Genomic DNA, 26,982 nt, shown 5'->3' with positions numbered 1-26,982 from the left:
AAAAGGCGCGGCGGAAACGGAAACGGCGACCAACGGTCGCCGCTCCAAACACACCCTTCCAAACATCAACCCCGACTCAATCGCCGTCCGCCGTCGCCGAACCGTGCGGAGTCGCCGCCGCCGGGCGGCCATGGATCAGGCGATCAATGGCGTTGCCCAAATCCTCCATGTAAAGATACAGCGTCGGCGTGATGTAGAGCGTCAGCACCTGCGACACGCACAGGCCGCCGACCACCGCCAGACCCAGCGGTTGCCGCAGTTCCGCCGCCGCGCCATGGGCGATGGCGATGGGCAGCGTCCCCATGATCGCCGCCATCGTCGTCATGATGATCGGGCGGAAGCGCAGGACGCAGGCCTGTTCGATGGCGTCGCGCGCCGACATGCCGCCACGCCGCGCGTCGACTGCGAAATCGATCATCATGATGGCGTTTTTCTTCACGATGCCGATCAGCATCAGAATGCCGATGATGGCGATGACGCTCAGCTCCTGACCGAACACCAGCAAGGTGGCCAGCGCGCCAATCGCCGCCGACGGCAGACCCGACAAAATGGTCAGCGGGTGGACGAAGCTTTCATACAACACGCCCAACACGATGTAGATCACCAGCACCGCCGCGCCCAGCAACAGCGCCTGCCCCGCCTGGGCGTCCTGGAACACCTGGGCGGTTCCGGCGAAGCCGGTGGTGACGGTGGCGGGCAGGCCCAGATCGCGCTCGGCCCCCCGGATCAGCTCCACCGCCTCGCCCAGCGACACGCCGGGGGCAAGGTTGAAGGACAGGGTGACGGCGGGCAACTGGCCCTGGTGGTTGACCGCCAGCGGCCCGGCGGTCCGCTCCACCCGCGCGAAGGCGTCGAGCGGCACCAGCTTGCCGGACGTGGAGCGCACATAGATGCGCGACAGGGCGTTGTCGTCCTGCTGGTATTTCGGCTCCAGCTCGATCAACACCTGATAATCGTTGCTGGGGGTGTAGATGGTGGACACCTGCCGCTGACCAAAGGCGCTGTAGAGGGTGGAGCGCACCAGATCGACGCCGATGCCCAAGGTCGCCGCCTTTTCGCGGTCGATGCGGACAAAGGCCTGCGGGTTGTTGAGTTGAAGGTCGCTGGTCACATCCTGAAGCTTGCCCATGCCGCGCAGGGTGCCTTCCAGCTTGCCCGACCATTGATACAGCTCGTCCAGATCCAACGCCTGGATGGTGTATTGGTAGAGGCTCTTGGACGCCCGCCCGCCGATGCGCAGATTCTGCACCGGCTGCATGTAGACCGCCATGCCGGGGATGCCGTTCACCTGACGGCGAAGCTGCTGGATCACCTCCGGCGCGGGGGGGCGTTCCTCGCGCGGTTTCAGCACCAGGAACATGCGGCCCTGGTTGCCGGTGCTGCCGCCGACCCCAACGGACGAGGTGACGTCGGCCACCGCCGGGTGAGCCTGCATGATCGCGGCGACCTTCTGCTGCAACGCGGCCATCGCCGGAAAGGCGATGTCGGCGGAGGCTTCGGTCGTCACCTGAATCTGGCCGATGTCCTCCGTTGGGAAAAAGCCCTTGGGCACCGCCTGAAACAGCAGGACCGAGCCGACCACCGTGCCGATCATCAGCAGCCCCATCAGGGGCCGGTGCCGCAGCGTCCAACGCAACGACGCGGCGTAGCCGTTCAGCACAGCAGTGAAACCAGCCTCCAGCACCCGCCCGAACAGATTTTCGTCGCCCGGCTCATGGTGGGTGAGGAAGCGGGAGCACATCATCGGCGTCAGCGTCAGCGACACAAAGGCCGACGCGGCGATGGACATGGTGACGACGACGGCGAACTCATGGAACAACCGCCCGACCACGCCGCCCATCAGCAAAATCGGGATGAAGACGGCGACCAGCGACAGGGTGATCGACAGAATGGTGAAGCCGATTTCGCGCGATCCTTTGATCGCCGCCTCGAACGGCTTCATCCCCTCTTCGACGTAACGGACGATGTTTTCCATCATGACGATGGCGTCATCGACCACCAGACCAACCGCCAGCGTCAGCGCCATCAGCGAGATGTTGTCGATGGAGTAGCCCATCATCTGCATGCCGCCCGCCGTGGCGATCAGCGAGATCGGCACCGCCAGCGCCGGAATCAGCGTCGCCGACAGCCGCCGCAAGAACAGGAAGATCACCATCACCACCAGCCCGATGGTCAGCGCCAGGGTGAACTGGACGTCCTCCACCGCCTGCCGGATCGACAGAGAACGGTCGTTGACGATCTTGATGGCGGCGGAGGCCGGAAGCTGGGCCTGGAAGGTCGGAATCAGGGCGCGCACGCGGTCCACCACCTCCACCGTGTTGGCGTCGGGCTGGCGTTGGATCGCCAGCATGATGGTGCGGGTGCCGTTCAGCCAGCTGGCCGTGCGGTTGTTCTCCACGCTGTCCTCGACCTTCGCCACGTCGCCGACGCGCACCGGCGCATTGTTGCGGTAGGCGATGATGAGGTCGCGGAAGGCGGCGGCGTTGGGAAGCTGCGGGTTGGCCGCGATCACCAATTGCTGACGGTTGCCGGTCAGCGTGCCGACCGGCGTGTTGGCGTTGGCGGCGGTCATCGCCTTTTGCAACTCGTCGATGCCGATGCCGCGCACCGCCAGCGCGTTGGGATCGACCTGGACCCGCACCGCGTATTTCTGCGACCCGTAGATCTGCACCTGGGCGACGCCTTGCAGCGTGGCGACCTTCGGCTGGACGATGGTTTCGGCGATGTCGTTCAGCGCCGACAGTTGCAGCGTCGGCGAGTTCAGCGAGATGAACAGGATCGGCTGATCCGCCGGGTTGACCTTGCGGTAGCTGGGCGGCGTCGTCATTTCGGCGGGCAGGCGGCGCAGCGTGCGGGCGATGGCCGCCTGCACGTCGGCGGCGGCCGCGTCGATGTCGCGCTCCAGCACGAATTGGATGGTGATCGACGTGTTGCCCAGCGTGCTGGACGAGGTCAGCGTGTCGATGCCGGCGATGGTGGAGAATTCCCGCTCCAACGGGCTGGCGACCGAGGCCGCCATGGTTTCCGGGCTGGCGCCGGGCAAGGCCGCCGAGACGCTGACCACCGGGAAATCGACGCGCGGCAACGCCGCCGTGGGAAGCTGCCGGTAGGCCGCCAGACCGCCCAGAACCATCGCCGCCGTCAGCAGGATGGTCATCACCGGACGGCGGATGCAAAGCTCCGAAATGTTCATGACGCGCCTCCGCTGGCGGCGGGAGTCTCAGCCTTTTTCTTGGCCCCGTCGGCGGGTTTGTCCGCCGCGCGCTCCACCACCTTGGCGCCGGGATAAAGGCGTGACTGGCCATCCACGACCACCCGGTCACCAGCGGCGACGCCGCCGCCCAGCACCGTCACGCCGTCCTGGCTGCGCGTGACCGTCACCGGGCGAACCTCCACCGTGTCGTCGGCCTTCACCGCGTAAACAAAGCGCCCCTGCTGGCCGGTTTGCACCGCCTCGTCAGGAACCGTCAGCGCCTGGGGATCGACCCGCAGCGTCAGCACGGTGTCCACGAATTGGCCCGGCCACAGCCGGGTGTCGGCGTTGGGGAACTCGCCCTTGACCAGAATGGTGCCGGTCTGCTGATCGACCTGGCTGTCCACGAAGCTCAAGGTTCCTTCGGCGGGGGCTAGAGTCGAGCCGGGCAACCCCGCCGTCACCTTCAGAACCCCATCGGCCATCGCGCGGCGGATCGTCGGCAAATGGCGTTCGGGCACGCTGAACGACACGTTGATTGGGCGAAGCTGGGTCAGCGTCACCAACGGCGTGGCGTCGGCGGCGCGGACCATCGTGCCGGTCTTGGCGTTGGCGGTGCCGGTGCGGCCATCCATCGGCGCGGTGATGCGGGTGAAGCTCAAGGACACCTTGGCGGCCTCGATGGCGGCCAGATCGGCCTTGATCGTGCCCTCCAGCGCGTCGGCGACGGCCACAGCCGCGTCATACTGGGTGCGGGAAATCGCGTTGGTGCGGACCAACTCGCCATAGCGCCGCACGTCGCCCTTCGCCTTCTCCAGATTGGCGCGGTCGCGTTCCAGATTGGCCTGGGCTTGGCGCAACTGAGCATCCAACGCGCGGGCGTCGAGCGTGAAGAGCGGGTCGCCCGCCTTGACCTCCTGCCCTTCGATGAAATGGACGGCCTCCACCACCGTGTCGACCCGCGCCTTGATGGCGATGGCGGCGATGGGTTGCACCGACCCGATGGTGCCGATGCGGTCGGGAACCGCGCGCAGCTCCACCAGTTTGGTGACGACGGGGATGGCGCGCGAGGCGGGCGGGGCCGCCGCCTTGGCGGTTTGCGGCTCCCCGCCGCTTTTTTGCGCGTACCAGACGCCTCCAGCGCCCAAAGCGGCCAGAACCGGCAGCAGGATGAGGATTCGTCTCGTGGTCACGTCTGGCTCCCGACTGGGTGTGATGCGGTGGCTGGCGGAGTGGTTGCGGCGGTCAAAACAAGATCAAGGACGGCCCGTTCCAGGGCCTCGCGTGGGCGGTCCCCCGCCAGCATGATGCCGCCGCGCACCATGCCGATGATGAGAAGCGGCGTGATGTCGGTGTCGATCCGCCGGAACTCCCCGGCGGCGACCCCATCCTCCAGCACCTGACGCAGCGACGCGGCGGTTTGCGCGCTGCGGCGGCGCAAAACGCGGCGGGTTCGGTCGGCCAGATCGGACTGGTCTCCGCCCATCAGCTTCAAGGTTAACAACTGCTCGCTGAGCGTGTCGATCAGGGCTGACACCATGGTTTTGAGGCGGGAGATCGCCGTCGCGGCGGGCGCGGGCTGCGCGTTGAGCCGCTCCTCCATCCCGCCCAGCGCCCGCTCCAACGATTCCAGATACAAATCTTCCTTGGATGGGAAGTAACGATAGAGCGTGGCCTTGCCGACGCCCGCCCGTTTGGCCACCTCATCGACCTGAACGTCGGCGTAATCCCGCCCGGCGAACAGAGTGGTGGCGGCGGCGAGGATCTCCTCGCGCCGCTTGGCGCGCCAATCGGGGATGTCTTCCGCGTCGAGTGGCATAAAATGGAACCCGTCAGTTTCAAAAATGACGATAGCCGAGTTCCGCCCCCTGTCAAGTGACAGGGTTTTGACTGTCGATCATTTGCTCTCGAAGGAATGCCGCGCGCACGCCGCCCCTCAGACCGCGTCCGTGTGGCCCACGCCTTGCAAAGCTTTTTCCGGTTGGTTCCACGCATGACTTAAGGCTCCGGCGTTTTCGCGCCGGAGCCTTTCTTTTTTCGCTCACTTAATGGGCGATGCGGTCAATCTGCTTAGAATTGACGCAGTTCTCTGCCGAGAATCGTCGCTTACGCCGCGCCGAAGGCGGCGACGGCGGCAGCCTCATCGCTGTGAATCTCGAACAGGGAGGAAAAGCCGCTGAGGTCGAACACCTCGCGGATGTGCGGGGCCATCGCCGACAGGGCGATGCGCCCGCCGGTAGGCCGCGCCTTCTTGGCGGCGATCAGCAGCGCCCGCAGCCCGGCGGAGCTGATGTAGGTCAGTTTCGCCATGTCGACGACCAGCTTGACGCTGCCATCGCCGATGGCGCGGACCAGATGGCCCTCAAACTCGCTGGCGTTGCCGCTGTCGATCCGACCTTCGGTCCGCAGAACGCTGACGCCGCCGACCGATTCTTCGGTGATGTTCATACTCTGCCCTCAGTGACCATGGTGATTCAGGTGATGACGCTTCAGGCTGTATAACACGGCGCCATCAGGTTACGCACCCGCCGCCCCGCGCCAACGCAGAACCAGACAGGTGATGTCGTCCGACTGCGGCGCCCCGGCGGTGAAACGGGCGACGTCGGACAGCACGCCATCCAGCCCCTCGCGCGCCGAGGCCGTGACCTGACGGCCCACCGCCTCGACCAGCCGGGCGTCGCCATACATGGTGTCGGACCCGTTGAAGGCCTCGGTCACGCCGTCGGTGAACAGCACCACCATGTCGCCCGCGTCGAGCCTCAGAGATTTTTCGGCGAAGGGCATGTCGGGCATCACCGCCAAAGCGATTCCCTGGCAGCGCTCCAACTCGATCACCGCCCCGTCGCGGGTGACGCGCAGCGGCGGGTTGTGGCCGCCGTTGGAAAAGGCGAGAACGCCCGTCCGCAAATCCAGCTCGCCGTAAAAGACGGTGACGAACATCATCTGTTCGTTCTCGGCGGCCAGCAGATTGTTGACCCGCCGCATGGTTTCCGCCGGCCCCACGCCGGACTCGGCGATCGCCCGCAGCATCGTCCGCGCGATCAGCATGAAGAAGGCGGCGGGAATCCCCTTGCCCGACACGTCGGCGATGACGACGGCGATCTTGTCCTCGGAAATCGGGAAGAAATCGTAGAAATCGCCGCCAACCTCCTTGGCGGGGATCATCCGCGCGGCGGTGTCCAGCTCCGCCAACTCCGGAAAGACCTGGGGCAGAATGGTCAACTGCATGGTGCGCGCGATTTCCAGCTCTTGCTGAAGGCTGATGAGGCGGCGCTTGTCGGCCAGCGCGTCGCGCAGATCGCGCACCATCTGCGTCAGTTGCACCTGCTGGGTGCTGACCCGTGTGGCCAGCCGGGAAAAGCCGAGCGCCAGCAAGCCCAGCTCATCCCCCACGCCCCTGGATTGGGAGGAATCAGCGTCGTGGGTTTCCGATTCGATCTGGCGAAGCTCCTCAAGCAGGCTTTGCCGCGCCTCGTCCTCCAGCGTGACGGCCAACGCCTCCATCTGGCGGCGGATGAAACGCTGCTGGCGGCGCAGGCGGCGTTCGCGCTGCCCGGCGGTGCGCTCGATCTCGCGCATCACCCCCCGGAAAACATCGACCGCGCCGGAAATCCGTCCGATCTCGTCGTTGCCTGAGGGCAATTCGACATAGCCCATGGCCCGGCCATGGGAAATGTCCTGCAACGCCTGCACGGCGCCGTCCAGCACGGTGAAATTCTGCCGCAAATAGCCGTAGAGCAGCCCAAGCGCCAGCACCAGAACCAGCAAAACCGCCACCCCATAGGCGACCGACCACAGGGCGTGCTCTTCCATCGCCAGAGTGATGTCGGTGGCGATCAGCACCGTCGCCACCCGTCCGCCCGCCAGATCGGCCACCGGCAGACTGGCCAGCGCGTAACGATGGCCGTCGAACCGCAAAAGCTGCATCTCGCGGTCCGCCGGGTTGATCCGTTGCCGGACCGCCGACCACAAGGGATCGCTGGCGCCATCCAACGGGCTGCCGTCCCGCCCGACGGCGAACACCCGCCCGCCGGTGTTTTTGCGCAGCACGTCCAGCGCCGCCGGAAAGCCCAACCCCGCCACCACCGCGCCAACCACCACGCCATCGCCCGACACCGCGCCATAGATCGGCGCCCCGGCCATCACGATCAGGCGGTTTCCATCAAGCAAACGAACGCCACGCGCCAAACGTTGCCCGGCCAACACCGGATCCAACAAGGCCCGATTCAGCAACGGCGCCGCGTCCAGCGCGGGATCGGAGCTGTAAAGCAGGGTTCCGTTGGCGGCGAACAGATTGACGTCGCTCACCGTCTCCCCACCCTTGTCCGCGCCGCCCTGACCGGCGCGGCCCGACAACAGACCCAAGGCCGTGACCCGAGCGGTCAGCGTCCCACGCTCCTCCGCCACCAGCGCCCGCAGGATCTCCGGGTCTCCGGCCAACCGTCCCAAGCTCTGGTCGATCCGCCCCGCCGCCCCCGCGACCGCCAATTGCCAGGCGGTGTCCAGGCCGTTCAGCTCAAGCTCGCGGGCCTGCTGGTTGGCCGCCTCCTCGCGCAGGCTGGAAAAGCCGATCAACAGACCAGCCACCACCGCCAACGTCGCCAGCACGAACAGGATGATCCGGGTCTGAAGCAGCATTGAAGGGCCTCTCAACGCCGCAAGACGACAAAGGGACGCCCCACCATGGCGGCCAGAACGGCCAAAAGCACCGCTGACGTGGCCAACGCCACGCCGTCCCACCCCAGCGCCGCCGCCCACAACAGGGCCACAACCGCGCCCGACGTCAGCGCCCACGCGATCCGCGCCACCCCGCCATCCTCCGCCGCCTGACGGGCGTAGGCCAGCGCGACGCCAACCGCCAGACCGCCACTCAGCGCCCCAACGATCAAAACCGGCCGTGAATCGGCGAGCCACCAAACCCCAGACCACCAATCCCCCGGAAGCCAGTCGCCAGGCAGCCAATCGCCAACGAACAGACCGCCGCACAACCCAACGCCCAACGCGGCGACCACCGCCGCGAATCGCCGCCACGCCGCGTCGACGCCAAAGGCGACCGCCGCCCCCACAAGCGCCGCCGCCAACGCGACGCCAACCGCAACGTTCCACGGCCAGCCACCCGCCGCCAACGCCCCTGGCGACGCCCCGGCGTTCGCCCCGGCCAGCGCCAGAAGAATGGTCGCGGTCATCGCCAACGCGGCGTAGGCCCGTCCGTCATTGGCGCGTGGATCCACCACCCGGCGCGGCGCTTGGTCCAACCCCGGCCCCAACGCGGCCAACGTCGCCGCCCGCGTCTTTTCGACCGCCTGGGCCACAGCGGGATCGAACACCGCGCCGCGCACCTCGTCAGCGTGGGCGGTGAAGCGCTGGCGCCGGTCATGGACGCGGAAAACGGCGGCGTTGAAGGCGTGGAGCACCCGACCAACCTGGTCTTGCGGCCGCCGCCCGATCAGGGTGCCAAAATCCCCGGCGATGGCCCGCTCCATCAATTGCGACAGCCCGGCGATGGGCGCGCAGAAGCTGGCCTCGACCAGCGCCTCGGCCACCTGGGCCAGCAGCAGCAGAACCGCCAGCCCGCCCAAGGCCACAGCCACCAATTCTCCGGCGATCTGACTGCGCACCTGTCCGGGCTGCACCCCGACCAGCACATGCCCCGCCGTCACATGCCCCGCCGCCGTCAGCCCCTGTCCTGCCGCCGCCGCCGCGCGCAAGGGCAGCCGAACAATCAAAAACGCGTCCCGCGCGATGGGCTGAAGGGCGGCGCCGCGCGTGGTCGGAACCGCCATGCCGCGCAACGATTCGACCAGCGCGCCCAAGCGCCCAATGGCGAAGGGCGCGGCGCCATGCATCCACGCCCCATCCTCGCCGGTGATGAGAAGAAAACCCAGATCGGGGTTGCGGCCCTGTATGCCTTGCAGATACGCGCTGATTCCCTCGATCCGCTCCAGCGGAATGCCAAGGGCGATGGCGCGCTCCAGATCATATTGGACAGCCTCGGCGACGGCGGCGGCCTTGGCCGCGCCCGTTTCCCCCAACTGCTCTTCGGCCAGCCGCGTGCCGATCAGCCCGACGGCGATCATCGTCAGCAGCGCGACGGCCAGAACCACCAACGGAATGCCCAGCAGAAAGCGGCGGCGGGCGCGCTGCGCGGCGATCATCATGCCAACTCATCCAAACGCGACACTTCGCGCTCAGCCCCTTCCAGAACGCCAAAGCGCCGACGCACCGCCGCCACAAAGCCCGGCACCGGCAGGCCCAGCGCGGCGCCCGCCGCCGCCCCGCTTCCAGCGCCATCGCCCGGACGGCCATCCTCCAACCCCTCCAGCGCCTCCGCCACCTCCGACAGGGCGCGGCGCGGCTCGCGCATCAACCACAGACCTCCCAGCCACCCCATCAACGCCAACGGCGCGCCAGCCGCCAACGCACCAATGCCCAGTGTCAGCGCGTAATGGCGCACCCGCTCGGTCATCGCGCCAACCGGCACGCGCAACAGCACCGACCCCGCCGACGTGTCAAAGCTCGTGGTCAAGCCAACGCCGTAAACCCGCTCGCCCGCCACGTCGGTGGACCAGACGGCGCTGACGGAGGTCGGGTTTTGCGGCAACGAATCGCCAACCTCGACCGCGTTGGTGGAAAACAGCACGCGGTCGCTTTCGTCCAGCACGGCGACCGACTGGATCGTCGGCAACGCGGCGCGGGCGCGGTTGAGCAGCCCATCGACCTGAGGCAGATCGGCCAGCGCCAAACCAAGATTGAGCTGCGCCTCAAGCGCCGCCTTGGCTTCGCTCAACACAAAGTTGGCTTGAGAGGTGACGGCGTCGTCCAGACGCCGGGATTGCTCGCGCGTCCACAAGGTGACGGCCGCCAGCGCGGCAAAAAAGGTCGCCACGACGATGAAGGTCGCCAAACGCGCCGCAATGCTTCCCGTTCCCATCGTCAGCCGTCCTTATCCGCGCGCCCATGCCCCCAAGGCCGGTTGCGATCCGCAAGCGGACCACACTCCATCACCGTTCCCGGCCACACAAGGCAAACCAACGTTGGTCAGGCCCCTCGCCCCCAGCGGACAGACGCGCCCACACCCGCCCGCCCCGGTCGAACACGTCCCAACGGGACGCCAGCGTCTCCACTGGAACCAGCGCGGCGGTGGTTGTGTCAAGCGCCGGATCCACCCGCGCGTCACGGTGGACCAACAAACGCACCAGATCCCCGCCAACCTGGAGCAAACGGCGGGGGTGCAGGCCATGATTGGCCAGATGCCCCCAACTGCGGTGGTTGCGCGGGCTGACCGTGGTCAACAGATGCGGACGGCCCAGAGTGTGCGCGACCTCCAGCCGCCAGCCGATCAACCGATGGTGCAGACCACGCCCACGCTCCGCCGATTCGACCATGGCCGACGACATGTGCGCGACCAGCGGCAACTCGCCCTCCGGCAGGCCAAGATCGCGGCCCCGGTTGGGATCGTCCGGCCCCGGCAGGCCAAGCGCGCCATAGGCGATCATCCGGTCCTTGCGGAAAATTCCAGCGGTCAAGCCTTTGTCGCCCAGATGGTCGGCGACGAAATTTCCAACCTCGCCCGCCATCCGGTAATGGTCGGGGTCGTCCAGCCGCGCGACGATGCTCAGACGGAAGGCGTGGAGCTGTTCGGCGTCGTCGCCATCCAGCACCCGCGCCGTCAAATCCGTCGGCAGATCGGCGGACAGCACCGCCAGCCGCGCCCCTGCGGCGGCCCGCGCCGCCTCCCCGTGCAACGGAAAGGCGCCCACGGGCGCAAACGCCGATGTCTTGCGGGTCATGCCTCGACGATCTCCGCAAAATTCAGAAGACCGATGGGCGGGTAATATTCCAGCGCCCGCACCGTCGGCATGTTGATGATAACCGAAAAGCGTTTCAGAGTTTCGACCGGAATGTCGCCGGGCTTGACCCCGTCCATCAGGATTTGCGCCGCCTTGAAGGCGGTGAAACGGCCAATGCCATACGCGCTGCTGGCCAGCGCCAGCATCGCCTTGTCCGTGCGCACGATCAATTCGGTGGCCGAGAAGGTCGGCAGATGCAGGCGCAACGCCTCCTCCGCCACAAATTTCCGGTTGCGAAAGGCGATGAAGGTGTCAGGGCCGATGTAGAGCATTTCCGCCCCGCGTTGGACCAAACGGTTCATCAGAAGCGGCAGGGCGCTGGGCATCGGTTCGCCCTGCGCGTCGAGCGGCACGGGTTCCTCCAACAGCTCCAGCCCGCGCTGCGCCGTTTCCACCCGCAGCCCTTCCAGGGTCAGGATGGAGTTGCGTTCCTGCGGGTTGTAGAGCACGCCCAGCCGCTTGATCGGGCGGTAGGCCAGGATGGTGTTCACCTGAACCGGAATCGGCGCGATGTGAACGGTTCCCGTCACGTTGCGGTTGGATCGCTCCAGATTGGCGACGATCTTGGCGTCGATCGGCGCGGCGACGAAGGTGAAGACCACCGGGATGTCCGTCACATAGGGCGTAAGATCGGTGGCGTCGTAGGGGCCGACCAGCGCGCGGGTCTGCGGCGTCCCCCAACTGTAAATCAGGTCCGGGCGGGTGTCCTTGATCTCCTCGATGATCGACGGCATCAAGGACGTGTCGCCGCCGGTGTTGCGGACGCTGTATTCGACCTTCAGTCCCCGACGGGCCAGATAATCCTTAAAGCCAAACTCGTTGTCGCTTTCACCCCGGCCAAGAACCATGGTGATGCGAAAGATCTTGTCTGGAGCGGCGGCGGCCAGCGCCGCCCCCGGAACGACCCCGGACAAGGCCAAACCGCCCGCCCCGGCCATGCTGAGAAAGCGGCGGCGGCTTGGACGATCCTGCAACGCGTTGGACAGAGCCGTAAGGTCGGTGGTCATGGCATCACCAGGGATGGCGTCACCGGGGATGGCGTCACGGGTCATGGCTCAGGCCTCCTGCGGGCGGGCGACCGGCGTCTTGCGCACGGTGAACAACATCCAGAAAAGCAGGGCGCTTCCCCCGCACAGCAAACCAATGCCCAGCATCGCCTCGCGGTAGGAGGTGAGGACGGCGATGGTCATCGCCGCCACCGGACCAATCGCGCCGCCCAACCGCTCGATCAGGCGATACCAGCCGATGGCCGCCGTTTCCGGCAAACCGCCTTCCCGCGCGATCTGCGACACCAGGGTGAATTGCGGCGCGGCGATCAGCGCCTGGGACAGACCGAAGAACGCGATGGCCAGCGGCGGCCCCCACAGGGCGTGGGTCGCCACAATCGGCACGCAACTGAGCAAAGTGCCCAATCCGCCCAGGGCGATGAAACCGCGCCGCATCTGCCAGCGATCCGACAGGGTGGCGGCCAGCGGCGACACCACGATGCAGGCGACGAAATACATCATCTGCACCCGCCCGATTTCCGCCTTCGTCGCGCCGTCGGCGGTCAGCAGCAGCGGCACCAGACAGAACAGAAAAGCGGTGGAAGCGATCTTCGTGGGAATGGCGCTGAGCAGCATCAGCACCGGAAAGCGCAGATCCCGGCACAGCGGCAGGGCGCTGCCCATCGCCGGACGCGCCGCCGCCGCCGTCGCCGTCGCCGTCGCCGCCGTCCGCGCCGGGCTGGACCGGCCACGCAGCAACAGGACGCACACCGCCAGCCCGGACGACAACGCCAACCCGGCCCCCAGCAGGAAGGTGGCGCGGAAGCCCGCCAGATCGGCGATCATCCCGCCGCTGACCGGCCCGCACACGCCCGCCGCCAGCAGGGCGCCGATGAACATCGCCATGCCGCCCGCCCGGTTGCGCGCGGTGGTGTGGTCGATGACGATGCCTTGCGCGGTGATGAGCACCAGCCCATAGCCCAGCGCCGTCACGCAACGCCAAACGATCAGGGCCAGCAACGACGAGGCGAAGGCCGTCATGGCAAGGCCAAGCGAGCCGAGCAGCGCCCCGACCAGGAAGGAGCGCGACCGCCCCACCCGTTCGGAAAAACGGGCGCCGCTGGGCTGCGACACCGCCCACATCAGCATGAACAGGGTGATCGGCAGGCTGACCACCACATCGGGCGTCAGCCACGGCAATTCGCTGGCGAAAGACGCGGCGTAGGCGGGCAGGAACGGGCGCGACAATTCTTCCGACAAGCAGAACAGGAAGACCGGCAACCGCAGGAACACCAGATTGAGCGGCGCCGGTTCGGGCGCGCCGGAGGCTTGGCGTTCCGGATCGCGGAAGCGGAAGCGGGCGGACAGCGCCGCCAGCCCGTCTTGCGCCCGCTTGACGCGGGCGTCGTCGGGACCGAACCGGCGCACGGCGTCGGCGACCCGCGCGCTCAACGCCGCGTAACGCGCGTTCACCCCGTCGAGCAAACCGCGAACGTCGGCGTTTTCCGCCGCCGAACCGTCCGGCTCGCCGCCCGCGCGGGCGGTGTTGGGCGGCAGATCGGCGCGGAAATCGCCATCCTCCGCCCGGTCGGCGAGCAGACGCAGGGCCAGCGCCCGCCGCATCGCCAGATTCACCACCAGTTGCAAAATCTCAAAAATCAACAGGACGGCGACGATGACGACGGACAGCACGTCCAGCATCAGATTGGTCGACGCCTTGGCCAGATAAGCGCTGTCCACCCCGACATGCAGCCAGCCCGACGGGCTGAGCGCGTCGCCCAACGGGTGGATGACGTCGATGAATCCATCCACCAGACGGCCATCGTCGGAACCGCTCACCCGGCCCGGCGCCATCGCCTTCAGCCCAACCAGCGGCGCGCCAGCCGCCGCGACGATCTGGCCCGACGGATCGGTGATGGCGACATAAGCGATGTCGGCGTGCCGCTCCTCCTCCTCCTCCACCAGGGGGCCAAGGCCGGGCATGCGGTTCAACGGAATCTGAACCGCCAAACCGCGATTGACCTGGGTGGTCAGCAACTCGCCAACCGTCTGAGCCTTGCGCGCCAATTCGGGCTGAAACAGCGGGTCGAAGCTGCGCAGCGACAGCCAGGACGCGGTTCCAGCCGCGATCAGCAACACCCCGACGGTGACGATGGTCAGGCGCAGAATCAGCGCGCCGATGGGGTCATGGGCGGGTTTGGGGGCAGGCTTGGGGGCGGGCTTGGGGGCGGGCTTGGGGGCGGGCTTGCCGGGCGTCGTCATGACTTGGCCTCCCGCAGGGTCAATGAATCAAGGTCGCGCTCCAGCTCCGCCATCGCTTGATCGGCCACGGCGACGCCATGGCCCAACCGCTGGCGCACCGCGCTGTGGGGGGCGATCACCGACGGGGCGGTTCCCCGCCGGAACTGGACCGCGCCATAGCGCACCGTCAGGAACGCGGCGATCAGCGTAACCAGGCCGGTCACGGCGTCCAGAATGAAGGTTCCGTTCGCCAACTCCGCCTCGACCTTGGCGATCCGCCCGCGCAACCCGCCCAGAGAGGAGCGCAGGATCACTTCGCCGACCGCTTGGCCGAAGCTGTTGTGGACGGGCGCGCCCAGTATCAGCGCGTCGCCGACGATCTGCTGATGAACGCCGTCGCCAACCAGCCCGCTTTCCAGCCCCCAATGAATCGGGGTGGGCTGGCCGATGGCGGCGCGGTCGGCGGCGAACAGCACGCGCCGCGAGTCGTCCACCACCTCGACGCCCAGAATTTCCGCGCCCGACGCCGCCCGTTCGACCTGCGACTGGACATCGACCAGTTCCGACAGATCCAGCCCCAGCGTCAGCCCATACTCAACCCGCCGCCGCATCTCGTCGGCGACCACCCACAGGCGTGAACTGGTGATGTCGCGGAGCTTTTGTTCAAATTTCAGCCCGGCCAGAATGACCGACAGCAAAACCGCCAGCGCCACCGTCGCCGCGATCACGGCCCCGGTGCGCAACGCCAAACCACCGCCCACGATCATGCGGCGGCTCCCGGACACGTTCCCATCGCAAAAGCCACGGTTCCACCACCCCTTTGCCATCCGCCCGATCCAGCGGTCATAGGACCATGATCGGGGGTTTGCAGCGGTAAAACAAGATGGTGGCGCGCCCCAACCGCTGACAAATTTTGTTTAAATCTTTGGCGATTTGGACAAAACATCTCTGAATTGAAAGAAAAACCAAAGAAACCACCGGGCCGGGTTACACCGTCTCCACCCAGGCCCGCCCACCCACAGCCTCGCCTTTTGTCCAGGCGGGTGGCCAATCGGCGCTCGGCCAATCCGCCGAGGGTTGCCCCCTCTCCGCGTCCTCATCGCCCGAGCAATCCGCCAGCGCCGGTTGAGCCAGCGCCGGTTGATCGGCCGTCGGCGCGTGATTGGCCTCCTCGGCCGTCAAACCCGCCAGCGCGGCCAGCGCCTCCTGATCGCCCTGCTCGGCGGCGGCGCGCAGCCAGCGCGCGGCCTCCACTGGGTCACGCTCGACCCCCACCCCTTCGCGCAGGCACAGGCCAAGCCGGACCTGCCCCGCCGGATGCCCCTGCGCCGCCGCCAGACGCAGCCATGCAACCGCCTGCGCCTCGTCCCGTTCCACGCCGCGCCCGTCCAGCAGCAGCAGGGCCAAATTCACCTGAGCCGTCGCCGAGCGCTGAAGCGCGGCCAGCCGATACCAACCCGCCGCCCGCGCGGCGTCGCGCGGCGCCCCGGCCCCCTGTTCCAGCATGTAGCCCAAATTGTTTTGCGCGCCGACATCGCCCATCAGCGCCGCCCGGCGATACCAGGCGACGGCGGCGCGCGGGTTCGCCCGCGCCCCGATGCCGTTCGCCAGCAGAAAGGCCAGCATCGTCTGCGCGCCGACATGCCCGCCGCGCGCGGCTTGGCGATACCAGGGAACCGCCGCCGCGACATCGACCACGCGCAGGGCTTCGGCGACCGCGTGCTGCGCGGCGGCGTCCCCCATCCTGGCCTTCATCCGCGTCCAGATCGCCTGGGTCCAACTCGCTTGAGTCAAGATCGCTTCCGTCCAGATCGTCGGCATGGCGTCAACACTCCCCGTTTCCCGGCGCCCCGCCACAGGGCGGCCACACCCGCAAACACCCGCCATCGGCGCTTCATTCCATGGCCGCGACGCGCTCCACGCGCGTCGCCCGCGCCATCAGGACCGCCATCGGGAATCTGGGCGGGCCTCGCCGCCCCTTCAACCTCTGGGTCGGGCCGGTCGCGGTTTTGTCACTGTGCGCCCTTCCCGCCCCGATGACCATCTTTCCCGGCCAACCGCCCCGCCCCGGAAGCCGCGAAGCGACAAAAGGAATTGAGCTTGTTCGGAAACCCGCCGATCATCACATACAAACCACCCCCCGGCTCAACGCAGAGCGCGCCATCACGCCAAGGCGCCGGAGACAACACCGCATGAGCGACCAGCTCGAACTGGATCTGCGCGCCGACCTCAGCGAGTTGGCGCGGTTGGCCGAAACGGTGGATGACTTCGCCGACCGCAACGGGCTGCCGCCCGACATCGCGTTCAAGCTCAATCTCTGCCTGGATGAACTCATCACCAACATCGTGACCTACGGCTACGCCGACGCGACCAGCGCGCCTGCGCGCGCGATCACCGTGCGGCTTGGCTGCGACGACGCGACCCTTCAGGTGGAGATCGAGGATAAAGCCGCCCCCTTCGATCCCTTCACCGAGGTCGCCGCCCCCGATCTGACCAGCGACGTCGAGGACCGGCCCATCGGCGGGCTGGGCGTGTTTCTGGTCAAGCAGACGATGGACCGTGCCGACTACCGGCGCGACGCTGGCCGCAATCTGGTGCGGCTGACCAAATTTCTGGCCGGGCGCCCCGCATGACCGACGAACGCGCGCCGCCGCTCGCCGCCTGGGCGGCGCTGGCTGGCGCTCTCGGTCGCGCCGCCACCGTGGCGGACGCCGCCGCCATCCGCGCGCAGGCCGTCGCCCTGCCCCTGCCGCCCAACCCGAAGGGCCATGAACTGCCGCTGGACGTTCTGGCCGCCTACAGCCCCGCCGACCGCCGCGCCCATCTGCTGGCCCAATATGGCCCGGCGCTGGAAGCGCTCGCCGCCGCCGCGCTCTGCCGCCATCTGCGCGCGGTGATCGCCGATCCCGCCGTCGGAGCGCCCGACGCGGTGACGACCGCCGAGGCGCTGGCCGCCCTGCTCGCTCGGCACGGCGACGCCCGCACGCCGCTGCGCGCGCGGGTGGACGAGGTCGTGTCCGCGCTGGTCGACAGCGCCCGGCAATCGACCGACCATCTGCGCGTCCTGCTCGACACGCCCGACGGCCCCGACCTGCGCAGCATCGCCTTTGACCTGCTGCGGATCGAGGCGGTGCGCTGGGTTCTGGAGATCCTCGGCCACCAATCCGGGTTGGCGAGCCTGTCGGAGCACGCCCGCCGTCTCAGCCGTTTGACGCTGATGCGCTCCGCCGAGACCATCCGCGCCTTCATCAGCAAGCCCGATCTGCTGACCCTGTACGACAACGTCGCCGTGGTGTCGCAGACCGATCATCTGCTGACCGTCGCCCTGCGCCTGCTCGACGCCCTGCGCGATGGGGAGGAGGAGCGCACCGCCTTCGTCATCGCCGAGGACGAAGCCGCCCTGCGGGCCTTCGGCAAGACCCTGAACGCCTTGGCCAACCTGCTGGCCCGCATCGCTGGCAAGGCCGCCGGACGGACCGACGTGACGCCCAGTCTGGCGGTGTCGGCCCTGGAACAGTTGACTCTTCTGCATCAGTTCTGCGCCCGCTTGGGATCGTCCAAACCGCCGGAATTCGCCATGCTGGAACAGGTGTTGCGCCACCACGCCCACGCCATCGCCGCCCGTTTTCACAGCGTGCTGGCGGAAAACCCAGCCCCGCCGCCCCCCGGCCCGGCCCCCAGCCCGCCCAATGACGGCGATCAACAACCTCTGGCCGTTCAGGCGCGGGCGTTGGCCAACCTCTTGGCCTGCGTGGGCGCGGCCCAGAAAAACACATGACAAGGCGGCAATCCTCGGCCCCTTTCTCCGGCCCCCATGTTTCGATTTTCAATTTAATTTTAATGATTTGTCGTACTATGACATCTGTTCAGGGCAGGCCGCGCAAAGTTGCAACAATCCGATACATGACAAGCAAGGCTGATTTCTGCATTCTTCAAGCTGACCGGCGTTCGGTTTTGAATTGAGCCAGACGTGATTCGCCATCCCCTGGGTCAACCCAACCCCGCCCGCCATCAGGCAACGCTACGTGTGGAGTCGACGAACATGACCGGGACGCAGTGCCAAGCGGCACGCTTGCGCCTTGGCTGGTCGACACGGATGCTGGCGAGCAAAGCCGGGGTTCCGTGGTACGCCGTAATCAACTTTGATTACGGAACGGGCGAGGTTGACCCCGACATCGTCGCCGCCCTCACCCGCACCCTGCGCCAAGCGGGCATCGACCTGCGCTGAAACGTGGTTGAGCAGGTCAGCCCGCTGTCGAACGGCATCCCCCGTCATCGCGAGTCTTGAGGCGTCTGCGTCAAACGCCAGGTGGCGAAGCCGACGACGGATTTACGCCGGAAGCCAATGGCTGATCGCGGAGGTTCGGGATTTCTGAAAGACCGTCATCGCCTTGCCGGGCGCCTGTCCCATCACCGACGTGTCGAATCCCATATGGGCGTAAAAACCGCGTTGATCGGCGGCGGGCAACGCAACTTCGATGTCGGAGAGATGGCGATCCACAATGTCCTTGCACATCGCGAAAACCAGCAACGCCCCCACCCCCTTCAAATCATCGTATCCGTGCCCCTTGGTTTCAATGTGCATAAGAAACACGACCGGGAATTTGTTGGGGTCCTTATAATATTGTATTTCGTACGTGATGTACATTTTGGTGTAAACATCGTTCATAAACACATTGACGCGGTGCTTTCGACACTCCCCATGGCCGTTTGTGACAATTGATTTGCTTGGAGCCAAAATAATGTATTTTGATTTTGAAAAAGTGCCTGTGTGGGCGTAGCGAAATCGCAGACCGCCCCCATGCACCGTGTGGCGTGGTTCCTGAGCCAGTCGCTGGGCGATGACCCCAGAATCCTCCATTTCGACGTCCATTGCCGGGTCATTGAAAAAGCGCTGTATCACCTGGGCCGGTCCGCCATGGGGTGAATGTCTTGGCGGCGAGACCGGCGCCTGACCACCCGGTCCTTTTTCCTGCACGGCGGACGCCTTGCCAGGGCTGTTGCTGGGCCAAGAAATCGGCGGCGGTCGATGTTTGCTCATCTCGATGCTCCAACGGATCACTGCACCTGCAAACTGAGTCATGCGCTTGAAATTCACGTCTGTCAAAACCGACCCAACAGCTCTCAGGGCCGCGCGCCCATCCGAACCTGCCCCCCGCACGGGGAACAAGACGCCGCCAAACCAACCCGCCCCAACGGACCCGCCGTCGCGGAAACACCCCTTCCCCGGCTGAAAACACCCCCACCCCGTCAAGCGCCCGCCCGCGCGCGTCTCACCGAACGCCGGGTTCGTTGGGAATAGCATTCTCCGCCTCCGCCCGCGCGAACCAGACTTGCGCCTCGTCGGGTCGATCAAGCTCCGACAGGCAGACGCCGACCGACTCCAGGCTGATGGCGAGGCTTTGGTGATCGACGCGGCCATGGACGTCGCCTTGCTCCGTCTCCGCAACCGCACGCTCAAACCACTCTTGCGCGGCGGCGGGCTGACCAAGACGAAACAGACAGTTGCCCACTTCATGCAAGCTCTTGCCAAGGCTCTCATGATCGATGCGGCCATGAACGTCGCCTTGCTCCTTCTCCGCAACCGCCCGCTCAAACCACTCTTGCGCGGCGGCGGGCTGACCAAGATGCGACAGACACTTGCCCACTTGTTGCTGGCTACGGCCAAGGCTCGCATGATCGACGCGACCATGGACGTCGCCTTGCTCCGTCTCCGCAACCGCCCGCTCAAACCACTCTTGCGCGGCGGCGGGCTGACCAAGACCCAACAGGCACATGCCCACTTGGTGCAGGCTACGGCCAAGGTACGCATGATCGACGCGGCCATGGACGTCGCCTTGCTCCGCCTCCGCAACCGCCCGCTCAAACCACTCTTGCGCGGCGGCATAGCGACCAAGACGGGACAGGCAAATGCCCACTTCGTGCAGGCTGCTGCCAAGGCTCTTATGATCGACGCGGCCATGGGCGTCGCCTTGCTCCTTCTCCGCAACCGCCCGCTCAAACCAGTTCTGCGCGGCGGCGTACCGCCCAAGACGGGACAGGGAACCGCCGACATTGTGGAACCCCTCCCCCTTCCTCTCATGATCCACCGGATCGTCCGAAGCCTCCTGGTCGGCGTTCTCGACCGCCCACATCTCCCACGCCAAAGCCTCCTCAAACCGGCCAATCTCGTAGAGCGCCCGGCCAACCGCAAAGGCGTCATCCGCCGTCAGCACCGCCCCCGAAACGGTCCAGCGCGCGGCGTCCGGCTGGAACAGGAACAGGCGCGCCGCCAAATCCGCCCGGTTCGGCTGGTCCGTCACCTCATCCGCCACCGCGACCAACGCGCGGGCCTGGGCCGCGACGACGCGCTGGAACGAATCGGCCAGGGCTGGGGCCACGGGTTGCGCGTTGAGGAAGGCGGCGAAGAGTTGGTGCATCCGCAGCGTCGCCGCGCCGTCCAGCAGATGCAGATCCAGACAGGCGGTGAGGTGTCGGCGGAACATCGCCTCGGTCCAGCCCGCCCCGGTGGTCAGATGCTCGGCCAGCGCATCGCTGGCGATGGCCTGCGACTCCAAACGGGCCGCCGCGTGCAGCAGCAGTTGCGCCGACGGCTCCAGCAACCGATACACCCCGCTGAAGCTCCGCTCCGTTGACGGCTCCAGCGACAGGCCGACGACGTCCAACCGCCCACGCTCCGCCTCCTTCTTCAGCGTGGCGGAGGCCGGGACCAGTTGCACCGGCAGCCCCCCAGCCTGCCGCAGCAGCGCCGCCCCATGGCTGCGGGCGATCTCCGCCCCGGCGAGCTGTTCGACCAATGTCAGCGCGTCGGCGTCCGACAGCGGTTGAACGGCCAGATCGGGGGCGACCGCGCCCCAGGAATCCAGCAGCGAGGTCAACAGCGTGTGGCCGGGCGTTCCGGCGGGCGGCAGCCAGGGGAGGATATCGTCCACCGCCACGACATTGTCAAAAATCAGCAGACAGGGCGCCGCGCGCAACGCGCGGGCCACCCGCACGCCCTGGTCGTCCAGCGGCAGATCGGGCGGAAAGCTCATGTCCAGATGCGCCCGCCCGATTTCGGCCAAGCCAACCGCGATGGCCCGCCCGCCCGCCTCGATCACGAACGCGCCGCCGGGGTAGCGGTGGGCGTTGCGCCGCGCGTATTCGCGGGCCAACTCGCTTTTCCCCACCCCCGGCGCCCCGCGCAGCACCAACACCGAATCCCGCTCCGGCGCGCCCAACGCCGCGCTGACCTGCGCCAACAGCCCATCCCGCCCAACCAGCGTCAGCTTCCGCAACGCCGGAATGTTGGTGCGCGGCGCCGCCAAGGACGGCGGCGGCGGAGGTGGTGGAAGCGGCGGCGGGGAGGTCGGCGTGGACAAGCTTGGAATGGGAAAGCCTCGGCGATAGCCAGGGCCAGGAAACAGGCTGGTGTCGAGCGTCCACGCCTCTTGCGGGCTATCCTCGTAGCGAATCGGAAACAGCTCGACCTGCCCATTCTCCAGGCTGGCGAAAAAGGCCCGGTTCGGCCAACGCCGACTTTGAAAGGTCGCTCCCGCCGCGATGTGCAACGCCCGCCCGGCCACTCCGGCGACGTCGTCCACATCGCTTTCATGCATGTGTCCGCGCAAGACAACGTCAACGTCGCGCTGCAAGATCGCCTTGATGTTGCTCTGCTCCACCGGGTGCAGCCAAGTCAGCGGGTGATGCAGCAAGGCCACCGTCAGCGCCGGTTTGGGGGTCAAGCCCGCCAGCGCCCGAATCCCGTCGTCCAGGCAACGGCGGCCAACCCACAGCTTGGCGTGATCCTTCTCATCCTGACAAAACAGGGCGCTGTTGATCGGCAACACGCCGACGCGACCGCCCGGCAAATCCACCGCCTCCACCGGCCCGCAGGTGGTGCGTTCGGGAAAGACCCGAATTCCGTTGAAATACTGGTTGTACCACGTCAGAAACGCATTTTGTTTCAAGGTGATGTGCGGGTTTCCGATGTCCGGGGCGAAATGCTCGTCCGCATCCTCCCGCGTCGCCAGCGTTCGCAAAAGGCGGCTGCCTTGCCGTCGATCCACATCGTGATTGCCGGGAACGACGAACAGCCGCTCCCGCCCCAACCCAAGCTCTTTCAGCACCGCGTCGAAAAATCCGGTCGCGGCGGCGTATTCGCTGGCCTGCCCCTTTTGTGCGATGTCGCCGGTGGCGAACACCAGATCGGCCCCATGCCTCTGGTCCTGGAAACGCCGTAGGGACGCGACCAGCGCGTTCAGCACGACGTTCCGGTCATAGGGATCCCCGCCCGCGAAATGGAAATCCGAAATGTGAAGCCAACGCGCCTTCATGACCGCCCTTCGCGTGCAACCACCCCGGCCCCTGGACCGGAGCGCCCGAACACCAACCGCCGGGCTGCGCGCCGCGCGCAAGGACGATCAGGAACGCGCCATTGTGGTTGAACGTGACAGCGGAAATCAACCCGCGCCGCGCCGCTCGCGCGCAGCAAAAAGCCCCGAAGCCAAAGGCTTCAGGGCTTTTTCCGTTCGGAACTGGTCGGAGCGACAGGATTCGAACCTGCGACCCTCAGACCCCCAGTCTGATGCGCTACCAGGCTGCGCTACGCTCCGTTACTCACGCCGCAGCAAGCTGCGGCTTGGTTCCGAACGGGAACGGGACTATAGCGGCGGCCTTTTGGCGATGCAACCATTCCCGTAACGATTTTAGATGTTTTTTTCATCCCGCCCCGACAGCCGCGCCAACACCCCGCGCAGCGCCTTCAACTCGTCCAAAACCATCAGCAGATCATGGCGCAGATCGCTGGGCAGCCCCGGCGGCTCATCCTCCGGCGCGTCGTTCGGGTCCATCGGTTCGGGTGCGGGAACGCCCTCCCCCGCCCCGTCCGGCCCGGTCTCGTCTTCGGAATCTTCGGGAAGCGGCGGGGTTGGATTCGCCGTGCGGCCTTCCTTCAACAGCCGCTGGACGCCCTTGATGGTGTAGCGTTCCTCATACAGCAGCGCCTGGATTCGCCGCAGCAGCTCCACATCCTCGGGCCGGTAATAGCGTCGCCCGCCGCCGCGCTTCAGCGGGCGGATCTGCGGGAATTTGGTTTCCCAAAAACGCAGGACATGCTGCGGCACCCTCAGGTCGGTCGCGACCTCGCTGATGGTGCGGAAGGCCGTCGCCGACTTCATGGCGTCAACGCCGCGCTGGCCTCATCAGGAGGCCGCCCGCGCGTTGGCCGCGTCCACCGCGTCCTGAAGCTCGTTGATGCGGTTTTTCAGCACATGGCTGGCGCGGAACACCAGAACACGGCGCGGCAGGATCGGCACCTCTTCCCCGGTCTTGGGGTTGCGGCCAATGCGCTCACCCTTCTGGCGGACCTGGAAGCTGCCGAAGGATGAGATCTTCACCATTTCGCCGCGCGCCAGCGCGTCGGAAATTTCATCGAGAATGGTTTCCACCAGATCGGCGGATTCGTTGCGCGACAAACCGACTTCTTGATAGACGGCTTCGCTGAGTTGGGCGCGCGTGACGGTGTTCTGGGTCATGGATCGTCTCCCCCCGCAACCAGTGGGAAGACGGTAATCCGACCGAAGAAGGTCCGTCAATTCAAAAGCTTGGCAAGGGCTTAGCCGTCAACGCTCTCGCGTTGCAACAATCCGCAGGCGTATGCAAAAGGGCTGAACAGACTTACCAGCGGACCCTTACCAACGGACCAGCGCCGACCCCCAGGTCAGGCCGCCGCCGATGGCTTCCATCAGCACCAGATCGCCGCGCTTGATCCGCCCATCGGCCACCGCCTCGCCCAAGGCCAGCGGAATCGACGCCGCCGAGGTGTTGCCGTGGTGATCGACGGTCAGCACCACCTTCTCCGGGGCCAGCTTCATCTTGCGGGCCAGCCCGTCGATGATGCGGCGGTTCGCCTGATGGGGAACCATCCAATCAATGTCCGAGACTTCCAGCCCGTTGGCGACCAGCGCCTCCTCCACCACGCCCGACAGCTTGCTGACGGCGTGGCGGAAAATCTCCTGTCCGTGCATGCGGACATGGCCGACGGTCTGGGTGGAGGACGGGCCGCCATCGACGTAAAGCAGGTCATACTGCCGACCGTCGGAATGCAGATGGGTGGACAGCACGCCCCGGTCGCTCGTATCGCCCTTGGCGTCGTAGCCTTCCAGCACCACCGCGCCCGCGCCGTCGCCGAACAGCACGCAGGTGGTGCGGTCGTTCCAGTCGAGAATGCGCGAGAAGGTTTCGGCGCCGATCACCAGCGCCCGGCGGGCCTGCCCGCCCCGGATGAAATTGTCGGCCACCGACAAAGCGTAGACGAATCCGGCGCACACCGCCTGGATGTCCATGGCGAAGCCAACCGTGCCAAGCGCCGCCTGCACCTTGGTCGCCGTCGCCGGGAAGGTGTTGTCGGGGGTGGTGGTCGCCAGAATGATGCAGTCGATGCTGCTGGCCGGAACCCCGGCATGCTCCAGCGCGCGAGTCGCGGCGCCGATGGCCAGATCGGACGTCATCTCGCCGTCAGCGGCGAGGTGGCGCGACTGGATCCCGGTGCGTTGGACAATCCACTCGTCGGTGGTGTCCACCCGCTGTTCCAGGTCACGGTTGGTGACGACGTTGGCCGGCAAATACGTGCCACAGCCCAGAACTCGGGAACGCTTGACCATGATTCAGCCCGCCGCCGCCTTCGTGTCGGGAAGAGGGTGCGCGTCGGCGACGCGGCTCATCTCTTCCTTGATGCGCTCGTTGAAACCGTGCGCCGCCAGATTGATCGCCACGGCCACCGCGTTGGCGAAGCCGATGGCGTCGGTGCCGCCATGGCTCTTCACGCAGACGCCGCGCAATCCCAAAAACATGGCGCCGTTGTAGCGGCGCGGGTCGATGCGCTGCTTGAAGCGTTTGAACGCCCCGCGCGCCAACAGATAGCCGATGCGCGCCAACAGCGACGACTCGAACGTCCGCCGCAGAAACTCGGCAAACAGCTTGGCCGTGCCCTCGGCGGTTTTCAGGGCGACGTTGCCGGTGAAGCCGTCGGTCACGACCACGTCCACCGTGCCCAAACCAATGTCGTTGCCCTCGACAAAGCCGTGGAAACGGCCGGGCAACGGCATCTCGCGCAGCGTCGCCGCCGCCGCGCGCACCACCTCGTTGCCCTTCATGTCTTCCGAACCGATGTTCAGAACGCCGATGGTCGGTTCCGGCAGCCCCAGCACGGCGCGGGCGAAAACCGCCCCCATCACCGCGAACTGGACGAGATTCTCCGGCTGGCATTCGGCGTTGGCGCCGAGATCCAGCATGATGCTCTCGCCCCGTTGGGTCGGGAAGAACGACGCGATCGCCGGCCGGTCAATACCGGGCAGCGTCTTCAGCACGAACTTCGCCATCGCCATCAAGGCGCCGGTGTTTCCCGCCGACACGACGCACGCCGCCTGCCCGTTCGCCACCGCGTCGATGGCGAGCCGCATGCTGGACTGGCGCCCTGCGCGCAAAGCGACCGCAGGCTTGGCGTCCCCAGCCACCGCGTCGGGCGTGTGGCGGATCTCCGCAACAGCCTTCAGCGCGGGCCGCTGATTCAACAGCGGCTCGATTCGCTGGGAATCGCCGAACAACAGGAAAGTCACGTCGGGATGACGTTCCCGCGCGATGTCCGCCCCGGCGATCACCATGTCGGGACCGAGATCCCCACCCATGGCGTCCAGGGCAATGGTCAGGCGCTGACTCACCGCGAACAGACTCCCCGGCTAGGACGGCGCACGCCCTGGAACATCATGACCCGCAACAACGCGACGGGGATCAAGCGGCGGCAGCGCCGCTCTGAACCACTTCGCGCTGGTCGTAATGGCCGCAAGACCCGCAGACATGGTGCGGACGCTTCAGCTCGCCGCAGTTCGTGCACTCGGCGTAGGACGAGGTCGGCAGCGCGTGGTGCGAACGACGCATGTTGCGACGCGACTTGGAGGTCTTCTTCTTCGGAACAGCCATGACCGTAAACTCTCTTGATGGTAAAAGGCGGCCCGAACAGGGGCCGCCCAACGCGAGCGGCATTCAATAAGGCAAATGTCCCCGCAGGGCAAGCGCGAACAACCCGGAAACCCATGATCGGCAGCCTTCCGCCAAACAGGGATCAGTCGCGCGGCTTCAGGCGTTGCAAGGCCGCGAACGGGTTGGGTTTCTCCGGTTCTTCCGGGACGGCCTCCTCCTCGTCGAGCGGGCCGTCGTCGAATCCTTCAAACACCGCGCCATCCACCTGCGGATAGGGGTTGAGCGCCAAAGACAGATGCTGCGCCGTCAATTCACCAATGTCGATGCGGTTGTTCTGCATCGGCTCGGGAATCTCCGCGTCGGACAGGGTCGGGTCGAAATCAATCTCTTCGCCCGGCTCCTCGATCAGCGATTCCGGGGCGAACAGCGCCTCGAACTCATCCTCGACATGGGCGGGGACGGGGTCCAGCGTGATGATGCAGGTCTGCACCACCTCGGCCTCCAACCGCCCCGACACACGGATCATTGAGCCGCCGCGCGTGGCGCGCAGGCGGATGGTGGCGGTGAGGCGGCCGATCGACTCCAGCTCGAACCGTTCGGCCAGCGCCTTGCGCTCCTGCTCGTTGGCCTCGATGGTTTCGGTCAGCGGGGCGCGGCGCACGGAGTCGGCGCTGATTTTGCGCGAGAATTCCGGCGCGGGGATGAGGGCGCTGGGGTCGGTCATGGCGGAGTCGTCCTTGGAAAACAAGCCGGA

The 26,982-nt window shown here is 66.6% G+C and carries 23 protein-coding genes and 1 tRNA gene; 3 read left to right on the top strand and 21 right to left on the bottom strand.

Annotated features, from left to right (window positions below):
- Positions 1-76: 76 nt before the first annotated feature.
- The 12 genes from D3877_RS19690 to D3877_RS19635 form a co-directional block, all read right to left on the bottom strand.
- Positions 77-3,193, bottom strand: a complete 3,117-nt coding sequence (locus tag D3877_RS19690; RefSeq protein WP_119832353.1) for an efflux RND transporter permease subunit — start codon at positions 3,191-3,193, stop codon at positions 77-79.
- Entirely contained in the window at positions 3,190-4,386 is a 1,197-nt protein-coding gene (locus tag D3877_RS19685; RefSeq protein WP_119832352.1) for an efflux RND transporter periplasmic adaptor subunit, read from the bottom strand. Before D3877_RS19685 ends, D3877_RS19690 begins: the two co-directional genes overlap by 4 nt.
- Positions 4,383-5,012, bottom strand: a complete 630-nt coding sequence (locus D3877_RS19680; RefSeq protein ID WP_119832351.1) for a TetR/AcrR family transcriptional regulator — start codon at positions 5,010-5,012, stop codon at positions 4,383-4,385. The genes D3877_RS19685 and D3877_RS19680 overlap by 4 nt, the downstream gene beginning before the upstream one ends.
- Before the next feature lie 287 nt (positions 5,013-5,299).
- On the bottom strand, positions 5,300-5,641 hold the full coding sequence (locus tag D3877_RS19675; protein ID WP_119832350.1) for an STAS domain-containing protein: 342 nt from the start codon (positions 5,639-5,641) through the stop codon (positions 5,300-5,302).
- Between the two features lie 69 nt (positions 5,642-5,710).
- The gene (locus D3877_RS19670) at positions 5,711-7,831 is read right to left on the bottom strand and encodes a PP2C family protein-serine/threonine phosphatase (protein ID WP_119832349.1); all 2,121 of its coding nucleotides are present in this window, start codon (positions 7,829-7,831) and stop codon (positions 5,711-5,713) included.
- Between the two features lie 11 nt (positions 7,832-7,842).
- Positions 7,843-9,351 (bottom strand): hypothetical protein, encoded by a 1,509-nt coding sequence (locus D3877_RS19665; protein WP_119832348.1) that lies wholly within the window; start codon positions 9,349-9,351, stop codon positions 7,843-7,845.
- Positions 9,348-10,124 carry a hypothetical protein gene (locus D3877_RS19660; RefSeq protein WP_119832347.1) on the bottom strand — a complete coding sequence of 259 codons (777 nt, stop codon included), beginning with the start codon at positions 10,122-10,124 and terminating at the stop codon, positions 9,348-9,350. The genes D3877_RS19665 and D3877_RS19660 overlap by 4 nt, the downstream gene beginning before the upstream one ends.
- A 70-nt stretch (positions 10,125-10,194) precedes the next feature.
- A complete protein-coding gene (locus tag D3877_RS19655) occupies positions 10,195-10,983 on the bottom strand; it encodes a GNAT family N-acetyltransferase (RefSeq protein ID WP_119832346.1) in 789 nt (262 codons plus the stop codon).
- Positions 10,980-12,095, bottom strand: coding sequence for an ABC transporter substrate-binding protein (locus D3877_RS19650; protein WP_238474975.1), 1,116 nt, complete (start codon positions 12,093-12,095; stop codon positions 10,980-10,982). The genes D3877_RS19655 and D3877_RS19650 overlap by 4 nt, the downstream gene beginning before the upstream one ends.
- 3 nt (positions 12,096-12,098) lie before the next feature.
- Positions 12,099-14,291, bottom strand: coding sequence for an MFS transporter (locus tag D3877_RS19645; protein WP_119832345.1), 2,193 nt, complete (start codon positions 14,289-14,291; stop codon positions 12,099-12,101).
- Positions 14,288-15,037 (bottom strand): hypothetical protein, encoded by a 750-nt coding sequence (locus tag D3877_RS19640; protein ID WP_119832344.1) that lies wholly within the window; start codon positions 15,035-15,037, stop codon positions 14,288-14,290. The genes D3877_RS19645 and D3877_RS19640 overlap by 4 nt, the downstream gene beginning before the upstream one ends.
- Before the next feature lie 220 nt (positions 15,038-15,257).
- Entirely contained in the window at positions 15,258-16,091 is an 834-nt protein-coding gene (locus D3877_RS19635) for a tetratricopeptide repeat protein (RefSeq protein WP_119832343.1), read from the bottom strand.
- Between the two features lie 371 nt (positions 16,092-16,462).
- Between D3877_RS19635 and D3877_RS29930 the strand changes: the two genes are divergently transcribed.
- The 3 genes from D3877_RS29930 (at position 16,463) to D3877_RS29540 (ending at position 18,498) form a co-directional block, all read left to right on the top strand.
- A complete protein-coding gene (locus D3877_RS29930) occupies positions 16,463-16,903 on the top strand; it encodes an ATP-binding protein (RefSeq protein WP_158599948.1) in 441 nt (146 codons plus the stop codon).
- Entirely contained in the window at positions 16,900-18,048 is a 1,149-nt protein-coding gene (locus D3877_RS19625) for a hypothetical protein (protein WP_119832341.1), read from the top strand. Before D3877_RS29930 ends, D3877_RS19625 begins: the two co-directional genes overlap by 4 nt.
- Positions 18,049-18,312: 264 nt before the next feature.
- The gene (locus D3877_RS29540; RefSeq protein WP_147395240.1) at positions 18,313-18,498 is read left to right on the top strand and encodes a hypothetical protein; all 186 of its coding nucleotides are present in this window, start codon (positions 18,313-18,315) and stop codon (positions 18,496-18,498) included.
- Between the two features lie 102 nt (positions 18,499-18,600).
- Here D3877_RS29540 and D3877_RS29535 read toward each other — a convergent pair whose 3' ends face one another.
- The 9 genes from D3877_RS29535 to D3877_RS19580 form a co-directional block, all read right to left on the bottom strand.
- Positions 18,601-19,368 carry a hypothetical protein gene (locus D3877_RS29535; protein WP_147395239.1) on the bottom strand — a complete coding sequence of 256 codons (768 nt, stop codon included), beginning with the start codon at positions 19,366-19,368 and terminating at the stop codon, positions 18,601-18,603.
- A 175-nt stretch (positions 19,369-19,543) separates the two neighbouring features.
- Entirely contained in the window at positions 19,544-22,585 is a 3,042-nt protein-coding gene (locus D3877_RS19615) for a tetratricopeptide repeat protein (RefSeq protein WP_119832339.1), read from the bottom strand.
- Between the two features lie 202 nt (positions 22,586-22,787).
- Positions 22,788-22,864 (bottom strand) — tRNA-Pro (locus D3877_RS19610).
- Between the two features lie 93 nt (positions 22,865-22,957).
- Positions 22,958-23,428 carry a MerR family transcriptional regulator gene (locus D3877_RS19605; RefSeq protein ID WP_119832338.1) on the bottom strand — a complete coding sequence of 157 codons (471 nt, stop codon included), beginning with the start codon at positions 23,426-23,428 and terminating at the stop codon, positions 22,958-22,960.
- Between the two features lie 24 nt (positions 23,429-23,452).
- On the bottom strand, positions 23,453-23,785 hold the full coding sequence (locus D3877_RS19600; RefSeq protein ID WP_119832337.1) for an integration host factor subunit alpha: 333 nt from the start codon (positions 23,783-23,785) through the stop codon (positions 23,453-23,455).
- Between the two features lie 156 nt (positions 23,786-23,941).
- Positions 23,942-24,913 carry a beta-ketoacyl-ACP synthase III gene (locus D3877_RS19595; protein ID WP_119832336.1) on the bottom strand — a complete coding sequence of 324 codons (972 nt, stop codon included), beginning with the start codon at positions 24,911-24,913 and terminating at the stop codon, positions 23,942-23,944.
- Positions 24,914-24,916: 3 nt separating this feature from the next.
- Positions 24,917-25,969: a phosphate acyltransferase PlsX gene (gene plsX / locus D3877_RS19590; RefSeq protein WP_119832335.1), complete on the bottom strand. Its 1,053-nt coding sequence runs from the start codon at positions 25,967-25,969 to the stop codon at positions 24,917-24,919.
- 70 nt (positions 25,970-26,039) lie between these two features.
- Positions 26,040-26,228, bottom strand: coding sequence for a 50S ribosomal protein L32 (gene rpmF, locus D3877_RS19585; protein WP_119832334.1), 189 nt, complete (start codon positions 26,226-26,228; stop codon positions 26,040-26,042).
- Positions 26,229-26,370: 142 nt separating this feature from the next.
- The gene (locus D3877_RS19580; RefSeq protein WP_119832333.1) at positions 26,371-26,952 is read right to left on the bottom strand and encodes a YceD family protein; all 582 of its coding nucleotides are present in this window, start codon (positions 26,950-26,952) and stop codon (positions 26,371-26,373) included.
- Positions 26,953-26,982: the final 30 nt, after the last annotated feature.

The organism is Azospirillum cavernae (assembly GCF_003590795.1).
Lineage (GTDB): Bacteria > Pseudomonadota > Alphaproteobacteria > Azospirillales > Azospirillaceae > Azospirillum > Azospirillum cavernae.
This window is presented reverse-complemented; position numbering and strand designations above follow the sequence as displayed.